General features: G+C 66.6%; 4 protein-coding genes and 1 pseudogene. 2 read left to right on the top strand and 3 right to left on the bottom strand.

What is annotated here, in order from left to right; genetic code table 11:
• Positions 1-383 precede the first annotated feature (383 nt).
• Entirely contained in the window at positions 384-1,574 is a 1,191-nt protein-coding gene (locus tag AB0C34_RS27790) for an IS701 family transposase (RefSeq protein ID WP_357079117.1), read from the top strand.
• Positions 1,575-2,087: 513 nt separating this feature from the next.
• On the opposite strand, the gene AB0C34_RS27785 is transcribed toward AB0C34_RS27790, so the two are convergent.
• Positions 2,088-3,092 (bottom strand): site-specific integrase, encoded by a 1,005-nt coding sequence (locus AB0C34_RS27785; RefSeq protein WP_357079114.1) that lies wholly within the window; start codon positions 3,090-3,092, stop codon positions 2,088-2,090.
• Positions 3,093-3,432: 340 nt separating this feature from the next.
• On the opposite strand from AB0C34_RS27785, the gene AB0C34_RS27780 reads away from it, so the two are divergent.
• On the top strand, positions 3,433-4,077 hold the full coding sequence (locus tag AB0C34_RS27780) for a class I SAM-dependent methyltransferase (protein WP_357079111.1): 645 nt from the start codon (positions 3,433-3,435) through the stop codon (positions 4,075-4,077).
• A gap of 282 nt (positions 4,078-4,359) precedes the next feature.
• On the opposite strand, the pseudogene AB0C34_RS27775 reads toward AB0C34_RS27780, so the two are convergent.
• Both AB0C34_RS27775 and AB0C34_RS27770 read right to left on the bottom strand, forming a co-directional pair.
• A pseudogene (locus tag AB0C34_RS27775) lies at positions 4,360-7,375 on the bottom strand (Tn3 family transposase).
• A 348-nt stretch (positions 7,376-7,723) separates the two neighbouring features.
• Entirely contained in the window at positions 7,724-12,346 is a 4,623-nt protein-coding gene (locus AB0C34_RS27770) for an amino acid adenylation domain-containing protein (RefSeq protein ID WP_357079108.1), read from the bottom strand.
• Between the last annotated feature and the right edge of the window lie 150 nt (positions 12,347-12,496).

Raw genomic sequence — 12,496 nt, 5'->3', positions numbered from 1 at the left:
GCTGTCGAGTAGCGGTGGTAGGATCCTTCGCCTCGATCGAGCCGGTGCGCGTGAAGCCCAACACCACCCAGGAAGCCCTCAGCTCACCGGCCGAACGCACGAAGGACTGCACGTATCGGCGCTGCCGCAAAACCACTCCGCGAACACGCACTCCACGGTCCGAACTGCCGGCCGAGACGAAGGAACAGTCGCGATCGAGCCGACCGGAAGATCGCACAATGCGGCTCCGCCGCAGAGCTGCCCAAGTATCGGTGACGCCTCGAAAGCGCACGGGCCCACGGGATCCGCGCCGGCGCCGTACGTCCGGTTGCCGGCAGCAACATCGCGTCGATTGCTCCAGCCGCACTTCGTTATGTTGGGCGGTAAGTTGTTTCGCTGTGTCGATGGATGAGGATCTGGCTGTGTGGGTGGCTGGGTTGGATGATTTGTTCGGGCGGGTGAACGGCCGGTTCTATCGGGCGGAGCCGCGGTTGCGGGCGCGGGCGTATGTGCGGGGCTTGCTGGCGCCATTGGCGGGGAAGAACGGTTGGACCTTGGCGGAAGCGGCTGGTGACTCAACGCCGGACGGGATGCAGCGCTTGTTGAACAAGGCCGCCTGGGACGCCGACGGGGTGCGTGACGATCTGCGCGCCTATGCGGTCGAGCATCTGGGCGATCGAGATGCTGTTCTGGTTGTCGGTTCGACCGGATTCCCGAAGAAGGGCGTGAAATCTGCTGGCGTGCAACGTCGATACTCCAGTTCGGCCGGGCGGGTCGAAAACTGTCAACTCGGTGTGTTCTGCGCGTACACCAGCAGCAACGGGCGAACGTTGATTGATCGGGAGTTGTATTTGCCAAAGTCGTGGACCGAGGATCGGCAGCGCTGCCGCGGGGCCGCGGTCCCGGACGAGGTCGTCTTCGCTACCGAAGCGACGCTGGCCAAACAGATGCTGGCACGGGCGCTGGACGCCGGGGTGCCCGCGCGATGGGTGACCGCCGGCGAAGCCTACGGCGGCGAGTACAAATTCCGGTCCTGGCTCGAACAGCGGCACATTGGTTATGTCGTCGCGGTGCCACACAGCCAGATCATGCCGCTCACCGCGGGCCGCATTCGGGCAGACCACCTTGTCGCGCAGGCCCCTTCGCGATCATGGCGGCGGCTCGACTGCAGCTCTGGAACGGGAAGGCCGCGCATGTTCGACTGGGCGATGGCATCGTTACCGACCTCCCCGGGGACCACTGCTGTCCAGTGGAGCCGATGGTTGCTGGCACGGCGCGCGCTCGGGCCGAGCAACACAGGCGAACTGGAAGTCGTCTATTACCTCTGCTGTGGGCCCACCGGTACCCAGGACGAGGAAATGATCCGGGTCGCCGGCGCCCACTGGGCGATCGAAGACTGCCTCGAGACCGCGAAGACCGAGGTCGGACTCGACCATTACCAGGTCCGCCGCTACGATGCCTGGTACCGCCACATCACTCTGGCCATGCTCGCCAACACCTATCTGGCCGTTACCTCCGCCATCGCTCCAAAAGTGATGGCAGTGCGCCCATCCCGTGCACATTTGGCGGAATCTGGCGTCTATTGGCACATGTAATCACACACCTGCTCCACCACGCGCCAGCATCACGGGGTTCCAGTAGTAATCGCCGAGAATCCAACGAAGTTCGTGAAACCGCTGGTAAACGGGGTTGGGGATGACCTGGATGAGCCACCGGAAGGGCGCGATCGGCGGGGCGCAGTGAGACGATATGTGTGTTGCGCAACGGATTCCGGAAGCTGGCGAGGCGTAGTCGCGACCGGACGCCGGTAAGTAGCACCTCCCGTAACTGCTCGACCGCCAACCGTAATATTCGGTGGTCCAAACGATCACCGCGTTCGTGGCGTCGCCCCGACAACTCAGCCTTCGGCACACCGACCAACCTCATCGGCAGCCAAGCACGAGGGCGCTCGATACATAACGAAGTGCTGCTGGAGTGCTGAATGTGACTTGCACCGTTACCTTCTGGTCAATTCCATTGCGATCGACGACAACCCGTCTCGTCGATGCTGTTTCTCGGGGTTCCGGTAGTAACCGCCGAAAAACCAACGGATATGGCGTAGCTGCTGGTCAGTGGCGATTGGTGTCTGGGCCGAGTAGTGCGGTGAGGTCGCGCATCGCTTGCGGGGATGGTTTGAAGTAGCGGCGCAGGTTCTCGGCTTTGCGGTGTCGGGACTTGGCCATCAGTTCCAGGAGGCTGGCACCGGATTCCCCGAGGTGGGTCAGGCCGGAGTGGCGTAGTTCGTGGAGGTCCCAGCCGGTTCCGGGTCCGTCGAGGGTGGTGGCGGCGTCGAGTAGGTCGCGGGCCTGGTCGTAGGACAGCCGGGCAAGGCTGGTGTCGGGACAGACGTCGCGGTCGGCGAGGTACTTGCCGGGCCCCGGTCGGCGGTGGGTCACGAACACGGGGCCGCGGGTGCGGTCGCGGATGAGCCGGGGAAGCAGGCGGGCGGTGCCCGCGTCCCAGTACACGTGTTCGAGGACGTGTTCGTGGTGGGTGGCGCCTCGTCGGCGGGTGCGGGGTTTGGCGCCCTTGGATTTCACCGCCGCGGTGCGGCCCGCGAGGTCGAGGTCTTCGATGTTGAGCTGGAGCAGTTCTTCTGCGCGGGCACAGGTTTCATACAGCATCCGCCACAGTGTCTTCTCCCGGACGTGGATCTCGCGGCGGGCGATGAGCCGGTCGATCGCGGTGCGCGAGCGGACCGGGGTGTCGGAGTCCGGCGGCGTCGACCGCCCGGCCGAGGCCGGGATGCTCGGTGCGGTCCAGCCTTGCTCGGCGCACCAGGAGAGCCATTTGCCGACCGCGGCGCGGCGCGCGTTCCAGGTGTTCACCGCCGCGTTGCCCCACAGGGTTTCCAGTGCGGCGCCGACTTCGGCGTCGGTGACCGAGTCCAGGGCACGGCTGGCGCCGATCAGCCTGTCAGGGCCGCGGCCGTCGAGTTGGTCGGCGGTCTTGACGATGGCGATGCCGTAGGCGCGGCGGGTGTTCGCCGAGCCGATGGTGTCGAGGAATGCTTCGGCGGCGGTGCGCAGGGTGCGGGTTGGGGCGGTGCGTAGCCGGGTCACCTTCGCGGCCATCGGTTCCCCAGTTTCTGCTTGCCCCGGATAACGGGGTCGCTTCGTGTACGCGCCGGAATGGGTCCGCCGCAGGTCGGGTCTCACGATATCCCGGATAACAGACCGTTATCCGGGGTATCACTGCAATCATTGAGCGGTCACGGCCAGACGCGTACCGCCGTTCGCCGCAGTCACCGATGCCCACGCCACCGGATGACAGAGTCGGCCAAGGTCTCTCGGGGCCCGCGCAATGAGCAATGCCGTCCTGCCTACCGGTGCCTCCACCCGGCCGGGTGGAGGCACCTTCGTCGTTCCCGGGTAGCGCAGAGTCCGCCGCGATCATGGAATATCGTGCCGGGTCATGACCACGGATGACTGGTTGGCCGACACCCGAACCTCTTATGACACGGTCGCGGTCAGCTATGCCGACCAAGTGCGCGGCGCCCTCGCCGGACACCAGTACCTCCGCGCGGCTCTGGCGTTGTTCGCCGACAGCGTGCGGACCGCTGGAGGCGGACCGGTCGCGGACGTCGGCTGCGGCCCCGGTGAAGTCACCGCCCACCTGCATGAGCTCGGTGTCGACGCCTTCGGTATCGACCTCTCCCCGGCGATGATCGACGTGGCCCGGCGCGACCACCCCGGCCTGCGGTTCGAGGTGGGCTCGATGACGGAACTGAACCTGCCCGTCACTTCGGTGGCCGGCCTGCTCGCCTGGCAGTCGTTGATCCACATCCCAGACGACGAGGTGCCGACTGTATTCGGGCGCTTCCACCGAGCATTGCGTCCCGGCGGACCGTTGCAACTCCTGTTTCACGTCGGCGACGAGTCGCTGTTGAAGACGGAGGGCTACGGCGGTCACCCGATGAAGGTCCATGTCCACCGCCGTCAGCCGGACCAGGTGGCATCCTGGCTGCACGATGCCGGATTCGTGGTCGAGGCCCAGATGCTGCTCGACCCGGATGCGAAAGCTCAGCAAGCGATTCTTTTCGCACGCAGTAAGTCCTAACTTCTGCATATATCGGGCTCGCCACTGGCCGGGTGTGGCGGGTGATCAGTTGGCACTCCGGACGCCAGTGGGCGGGCAGCACCCGCCGACAAGCTGCGGATCGGCGTCGAGGGCGCTCCCTACGCCCTCGGCTACGTCGCCAGACCGCACTACCCGCGAGCCTGGGACCACGACTGGACCCAGGACGGACGATCCTGTGCGGACCTGATCCCGGACATGACGACCACCGAATGGCTCGACAGCGAGCGCACGAACCGGGCCCTGGGGTAACGCCGGGACCGGTCAGAACAGGGTGTCGCGCACCCGCAGCGGCCGGTAGCCCGTCGGGCCGAGCGCGGCGAGTTCGGCGTCGATGTCGACTTCGATCGCGCCGAAGAAGTTGATGTTGGCGCTGTGCGCGGGGGAGATGTGGGCCAGGACCTCGTCGTCGATGCGGTGGCCGGCCCGGCGCATCTGGGCGACCGCGAGGCCGTAGTACTCGGTGGTCCAGGCGATCACGGCGTTGGTGGCCAAGGTCAGACACCACGCCTGCTCGGTCTGGTCGGCGAGCTGGCGGGCCCGGATCGTGCCTTCGTGGGCGTAGAGCAGATCGCGGCGCAGCGCGTGCAGGGATTCGCCCTTGTTGAGCTGGCGGGTGATCTTGCGCCGGTAGCCCGGATCGGCCAGGTACTTCGCGGCGTAGATCGTGCGCCGCAGCGCCCCGTACTCCTTCAAGGCAGCGGCCAGCGTGTTCTGGCGCCCCGACGCCGAGAGCTTGCCGACCAGCAGGGAGGCGGTGGCGTGCCCGAACTTCAACGACCCGGCCAGCCGGAGCAGGTCGTCCCAGTGCCCGGCGATCAGATCGAGGTTGGCCTTGCGGGTCAGCAGCGGGCCCGCGTGCGGGAACCGGGCCTCGGCGGTGCCGCGCGGGCCCGGCCGGTAGAGGGTGATGCGGCCCAGGTCCCGGATCCGCGGGGACAGCTGCATGCCGAGCAGGTCGAACAGGCCGAAGTTGACCAGGGTGACTCCGTGGGTGTCGGTGGCGTGTTCGGTGATCGGCAGATCAGTGGCGTTGCCGAGGATCTCGTCGAGCACGTAGTGAGCTTCGCGGCGCGTGGCGACGATGATCTTGGTGCCGTACGTGGCGTGGGTGTCGGTGACATGGGTATAGGTCGACAGGCCCTCGTTCGCGAAGTAGCGGCTCATCGGCCGCGCGGTCGTGGACTTCCCGCGTGTCGGGAAGCGCTGCCCATCGCTCGACGACAGTGTCCCGGTGCCGAACACCGGGGTCAGCGGGAGCCGCTGGTGGTAGCCGATGATCACCAGGTTGGCCGCGCGCAGCGTCTCCTCGCGCACATACCACTCGTCGGTCCAGGACAGGATGTCGTAGGAGATGCCGCAGGCCTCGGCCATCCGGGTCAACCCGAGGTTGGTCGAGTGCGCGAGCAGCACCGCGATCAGGTTGCGCTTCAGCTCCGGCGTCCGGGTCGCCTGGCCGCCGGCGTGGGTGAAGCAGTCCAGGTAGCCGGTGCGTTTGTCCAGCTCGATCAGCAGCGACACGATCGGCGCGAACGGCAACATCTCGGTCAGCTCCGCCTTGAGCGCGACCGCCTCGGCCGGAACATCCTCGGCGGTCAACGGCGAGATGACCAGCTCCCCGGACTCACCGTCCAGCCGCACCGGGCCCTCGCCCTCGGCGAGCACCGCCTCCAGCTCACCCACCGCGGTATGCAGCTCCTCGACCACGGCGGCCAGGGCGATGCCTGGATCGGCCGAGCGCCCGACCAGGCGGCAGAACTCGCCCCGATGCGGTTCCCACTGCTCGCCGGTGAGCAGGTAGGCGGCCGGGTCGGCGTAGCGGCGCGAGCCCGGCACGTACACGTCCCCGCTGCGCAGCCCATCGCGCAACCCGAGCAGCACGCACAGCTCCCAGTAGTGCCGATACGCCGTCGCGCTGCCGGACTTGCGCGCCGCATCGAGGTAGCCACGCCACTTCGCGGGCACGAACCCGGTCGGGGCCTCCTCGAAGACCTTCCGGCGCCCGGTCGCGTTGAGCTCGCGCAGCATCGCCACCGCGATCAGCAACTCGGACGCGGCGGTCCCGCCGGCGAAACCGACCGTCGACAGCACCGCGGGGGTGAACTGGCGCAGGTAGTTGTAGGAGGAGTCCAGCGCGGCCAGATGCCCGTGATCACGCGGCAACCGGGGTTTGGCCTGCGCGATCGCCGCCCGCAGGCGCTCCCACCCGATCGCATCGCCGCGGATCAGCGCGCCGATCTCCTCATCGGCCACCGCCGGGTCGGTGACGATCGCCAGCAGGTCGTCGAGCAGCGCTTGGCGGTCCTCCCCCGTCTTGCCGCGCTCGGCCAGCTCCTGCTGCATCCGGCGCTCCGCGGCACCGAACTTCGCCGAGATCGCCTGATCGAACAACGCCACGACCTCGTCGAGCACGTCGGTACCGGACTGGGCCAGCACGGTCAGCAGGATCGGGTACCGCCGCTGCGGATCCCGGCGTTCCAGCGCCTGCGGGGTCAACCGGCGCCCCATCGTGGCCAGAAACCGCCGCCGCTCGGCCGGGAGCACCGACATATCGAGGCGATCCGCGCCCAGCCCGCGCAGGAACGCCAGCTTGTCGACCTCCGCGCACCGCGGCCGCCGACGCCTCCACCGGCCCGCTCGCCAGCCACCGCAACCGCGACACCCCCAACGAGGCATCGGTGACCAGCAGCGCGTCGAGCTCGGCGCAGCGGGCCGGGGTGAACCCGTGGACCAGCCGGTCATAGGTCTCGCGCTGGGCCTGCTCACGGGCATGAGCGATCCGCTCGACCATGCTCACCGGGCCGGGCCGGATCACCCGCGCCGAGATCAGATACTCACACCCCAACCGGAACAGCAGAGTCGGGGAATCGTGCTCCATCGCCCGCGCCAGCAGGAACTCGTCGAGCTCCTTGACCTCGAGCGCACCGGCCGCCCGCCAGCCCAGATACTGCGCGACCAGGCGCAGATGATCGGTGCGGGTCTGGGCGCGGCGGCCGTAGGAACGGATCTCGCTACCGTCGAGGCGCAGCTGCTCGGCCAACCTGGCCACCGCGACCGGCGGGGCGCTCACCACGCGATCGGGCACGAACCCCAGCCACGGCAACGTGCACAACGCGATCGCGATACCGAGCCGATCAGCCGGACCACGCCCGCGCCCCGGATCGACGAACGCCAGATCCGCCGGCGAAAGCGTGAAGAACCGGAACAGCTCCTCACGGCCGATCTCCGGGAACTCCCGCAGACGCGCCAACTCCTCATCCGCGAACACCCGCGTCGCCACGAAACCGACCTCCCACACCAACCAATAGCGCTGGGAGCCAAGCCAACCAGCAGTCCGCCTCCACCGCAGGCCGAACCGGACCTCACCAGCGGTCGCGCTGCGGCTACGCCATATCCGTTGGTTTTTCGGCGGTTACTACCGGAACCCCTTCTCACGAGACGTCGATCTCGCCAGGCCCGATTTCGGTAGGCACCATCTCGGGCCGGGAGCCTCACCGCCATGAAAGGTCGGGTCGTGACCGGGCAGCGGGGATGCAGTTGCGTGGCGCAGTCGCAGGCAGTCCTCCGCAGGACTGCCTGCGACCAGCACAGATACGGATGTCAATGATTGCATCGGACTATTTCGACATCAGTCCATATACCTCTCGAGGATCGGGCCGATGATGGCCAGCGCGAACGTGTGCGCCAACTCGAGGTGATTCGCCTCGACGACCGTGTTGTGGATATCGCCGGTGACATACGGCCGCCATGTCCGCGCGATGGCGTCGTGGTCCGCGCGATCTTTTCCTGCGGTGAAGAACACCACATCGCCATCGAAGACTCCCGGTTGGTAGTCATGCGCGATGTCGCCGGCGGTCTCGAAGCTTTCCATCACCCGGTCGGCCTGTTCGGGAGTGAATATTCCAGTTCGAGTCACCTGCTCACGTATGACGGCCCACGCTTGCTCGTGGGTGTCCACTGTCACCTCGTCCTCGAGGTCGAACAGCTCTCGCCAGCCCCCGAGCAGGTCGGCCATCAGTTCTCCTGGCGCGGGTTCGTCTGCGGTAGTGCGCATCGACTCCTCCGGAGAGCCGACACCACTGTCCAACATGGCCAGCATTCCGACCGAATCACCATCCCGCTGGAGCCGAACCGCCATGGCATGCGCGATCTCCCCGCCCAACGACCATCCGAGCAGGTGATAGGGTCCGGCCGGCTGTACTCGGCGAATCTCGGCCACATAGCGTTCAGCCAGCTCGTCCACGGACTCCGCGCGCGGTTCGTCCGCGACGACATGGGGATCCTGCAAGCCGTACATCGGCCGATCCTTGTGCAGATGTTCGACCACGCCACCGTAGAACCACGCCAATCCGCCCGCGGGATGCACACCGAATACCGCCGGCTTGGCTCCGCTCGCGCGCAGCGGAAGCAGCACCTGCAGACCAGAGCTACCTTCCGCGTCGTCGGCCCGGGCGGCCAGCGCCTTCGGCGTCGCATCATCGAACATCCACGGCAACGCGATCGTCACACCGCGAGAACGCAGCTCGGTCACCACCATCGTCGCCAGCAGTGAATTGCCGCCCAGGTCGAAGAACCCGTCCGATGCTCCGACCCGCTCGACGCCCAGAACCTGCTCGTAGACGTCGCTGATCATCTTCTCGGTGTGCGTTCGCGGGGCGACGAACTCGTGCACCGATACGTCGAAATCGGGCGCAGGCAATGCCTTCCGATCGAGCTTGCCGTTCACCGTCAGCGGCAGTTCGGGCAATACCATGATCGCCGACGGCACCATATAGCTCGTCAACACCTCAGCGGCGGCGTCCCGTATTTCGCCGGGATCGATCTGCTGCTCGTCGACGGCAACGACGTAGCCGATCAGCTGGTCTACGCCACGATCGTGGCGGTGCACTGCTACCGCGGCCTGGGTCACGCGCGGATGCCGCAACAGCGCGGACTCCACCTCACCCATCTCGATCCGGAAACCGCGCAGTTGCACCTGCGCGTCGGCGCGACCGACGTACACCAACCCCAGCCCGCTCGCCGACGCCCGCCACCGGCCGAGGTCTCCCGACCGATACAACCGACCGCCATCCGGGTCGAACGGATTCGCTACGAATCGGCCCGCGGTCAAGGCCGGAGCTTCGAGGTAGCCGCGCGAGAGTTGTTCACCGGCCACATAGATCTCCCCGGCGGCGCCGATCGGTACCGGGTGCAGTCGATCATCGAGCACATACACCCGCAATCCTGGCAGCGGCGATCCGATCCCGGCCACGCCCACCGAATCGATCTCGGAGAACGTCACATGCACGGTCGTCTCAGTAATTCCGTACATGTTCACCAATCGCGGTGACCCTGGCTCGTGCGCCGCGAACCAGCCGGTCAATCGCGACGCGTCCAATGCCTCGCCGCCGAAGACGACATACCGCAATGCGAGAGCATCAGCGGCAGTCCCGGATTCCCGATATTCGCGCTCCGCATCGACAAACCCGTAGAACGCCGACGGGGTCTGGCTCAACACCGTCACCTGCTCTCGCGCGACCACGTCCACGAACGCCTCCGGCGACCTGGATGTGTCGAAGTCGACCACGACCAGCTTGCCGCCCGACAGCAATGCTCCCCACATTTCCCACACCGCGAAATCGAAGGCGTACGAATGGAACATCGTCCACACGTCGTCGGGGCCGAAGTCGAATCGCTCGGCCGCATTGCTGAACAATGTGACCACTTCCCGATGGCTGACTGCCACCCCCTTGGGGCGGCCCGTCGAACCCGACGTATAGATCACGTAGGCGATGTTGTCTGGGCGCACCCCCGACCCCACCGGGCCAGAACTACCAGCGAAGACGTCCGCACAGTCCTCGACGAGCAGCACCGGCGCCGCGCACTCCGGCAGCGCCGACGCCATAACGGTCGACGTCAACACGGCTGCCGGAGCTGCGTCGTCGAGGATGAACCGCAATCGCTCCGTCGGATACGCCACATCCACCGGCAGATATCCCGCGCCCGCGCGCACCACGGCGAGCAGACCCACGATCAGCTCGGTCGACCGCGACAACGCCACAGCCACCAGTGATTCCGGCCCAACACCATGCTCGGTCAACCGAGCGGCCACCACAGCTGCGCGACGATCCAACTCCGCGTAGGTCAGCTGAGACTCGCCGTCCGTCACCGCGACCGCGTCGGGCTGGGCAGCAGCCCGGGCAGTGAACAGCTCCGCGAGCGTCGCGTCCGCGACTGCGACGCCGTGATCCCCAGCTGCGGTCAGCAATTCGCGCCGCTGCACTGGATCCACGATGTCGATGTCGCCGACAGTTATCCCCGGATTCGCGGTCACCTCCTCCAGGATCCGCACGAACGCCTGCGCGAACCGACTCATCGACTCCTCGACGAAAAGGTCGGTGGCAAACGTCAGCCGACCCAGCATGCCGGCTGAACGCCCCTGCTCATCGAACCGCTCGACCAGCTTCACCGCCAGGTCCGCCTGCGCCTGCTCGAAGCCGTTCTCCACCGGCTCGACGATGAGACCCGGCAGCCGCAACGCGGCCTTGCTCAAGTTCTGGACGTCGAGCGTCACCTGGTAGATCGGAAGGTGGGCGGTGGACCGTGGCGGGTTCAGCGTCTCTACGACCTGCTCGAAGGGAACATCCGCGTGCGCGAACGCCGCCAGATCGGTCTCGCGCGTCGCGTCGAGCAATTCGGCGAAACGCTGCTGGGATGCCACCCGCGACCGCAACACGACCGTATTGACAAACATGCCGACCAGATCGTCGAGTTCACGCTCCCCACGGCCGGCCACCGGTGTGCCTATCGCGATGTCGTCGACGCCGGTCATCCTCGACAGCAGGATGCTCATCGCAGCGTGCAGGACCATGAATGTCGTCGCGTTCGCGGCACGCGCGACCGTGTCGATCCGCGCCCGCACCTGAGCCGGAACCTCGAAGTCGACAGCGCGACCACGCATGGAGGCCACTGGCGGGCGCGGCAGGTCGGCCGGCAATTCGAGCAGTTCGGCCAGCCCGCCGAGGGTGTCCTTCCAGAATCGCAACTGCCTGGACATCACCGAGTCGGGATCGTGTTCATCGCCCAGTATCTCGCGCTGCCACAACGAGTAATCCGCGTACTGCACCGGAAGGACCGGCCATATCGGCGCTGTCCCCCGCCTACTGGCCTCATACGCCGCTGCCACATCCCGCGCGAGCGGCATCATCGATTGTCCGTCGGCACAGATGTGATGCACGGCGATCACCAGAACATGATCCCGAGCATCGAGCGAGAACAGCTCGATCCGCACCGGAGGAGCCTGCGTCACATCGAAACTCACCGAGACCGCGGCGGTCGCACGCTCCATCAGTTGGGCTTCCTCGACCCGGACCGGAGTCAGTGCCGACACGACCTCCTCGACGGCTACCGCGACCTGATGCGGCATTCCGTCGGTCATCGGGAACTTGGTGCGCAGTGACTCGTGCCGGCCGATGACCAGTCCGCACGCGCGGCGCAGCGCAGCGAGGTCCAGTTCACCCCTGAGCCGAACCACCAGCGGGATGTTGTACGCGCCGACCGAAGTGTCGAATTGATTGAGGAACCACATCCGCTGCTGCGCAGGTGAAAGCGGCACCAGCGCAGGACGGTCGCGGGGTACCAGTGGTGCCCGAACATTCCGGTCGAAATCGGCCAGACGCGTGGCGAGTTCGGCAACTGTCGATGCTTCGAACAGGTCCCGGACACCGATGCGCAATCCGAGTGCCCTGCTCAACTGGGCAGTCACTCGGGTAGCCGACAGCGAGTTGCCCCCGAGGTCGAAGAAGCTGTCGGTTGCCCCGATTCTATCGACGCCCAAGACGTTTTCGAACACTTCCGCGACAGACCGCTCGGCATCGGTACGCGGTGCGATCCACTCCCCGCCGTCCGAGACATCCGGCGCGGGAAACGACCGGCGATCGAGCTTGCCGGTCGTGGTGAGCGGGAGTTCGGCGAGTTGCATCACCACGTCGGGCACCATGTGCGCGGGCAATCGCAACCGTGCCGTGGCCAGGACGGTGCTCGGATCCAACTGCTCGTCGCTGACGAGGTAGCCGACGAGCCGGTCTATTCCGCGTTCGTCGGGCTGCAACGCGACAACCGCGTGCGCTACGCCCGGGTGTGTGGCGAGGACGGTTTCGATCTCGCCGAGTTCGATGCGCTGACCACGAATCTTCACCTGGAAATCGCTACGACCGAGGTATTCGAGGGTGCGATCGGTGGTCCAGCGTGCCAGGTCGCCGGTGCGGTACATGCGCGCCCCTGTCGCTCCGAAGGGGTTCGCTATGAACGCCGCCGACGTTGCCGCCGGTCGGTTCATGTATCCGCGTGCCAACTGCACACCCGACACATACAACTCCCCCACCACACCCACCGGCACCGGCCGCAACCACTCATCCAACAC

This window comes from Nocardia sp. NPDC049220 (assembly GCF_040647855.1).
Taxonomy (GTDB): domain Bacteria; phylum Actinomycetota; class Actinomycetes; order Mycobacteriales; family Mycobacteriaceae; genus Nocardia.
This window is presented reverse-complemented; position numbering and strand designations above follow the sequence as displayed.

Coding starts and splice junctions, on each gene's coding strand:
- AB0C34_RS27790 (WP_357079117.1), top strand. CDS start 384: ATGGATGAGGATCTGGCTGTGTGGGTGGCTGGGTTGGATGATTTGTTC.
- AB0C34_RS27785 (WP_357079114.1), bottom strand. CDS start 3,092: ATGGCCGCGAAGGTGACCCGGCTACGCACCGCCCCAACCCGCACCCTG.
- AB0C34_RS27780 (WP_357079111.1), top strand. CDS start 3,433: ATGACCACGGATGACTGGTTGGCCGACACCCGAACCTCTTATGACACG.
- AB0C34_RS27770 (WP_357079108.1), bottom strand. CDS start 12,346: ATGTACCGCACCGGCGACCTGGCACGCTGGACCACCGATCGCACCCTC.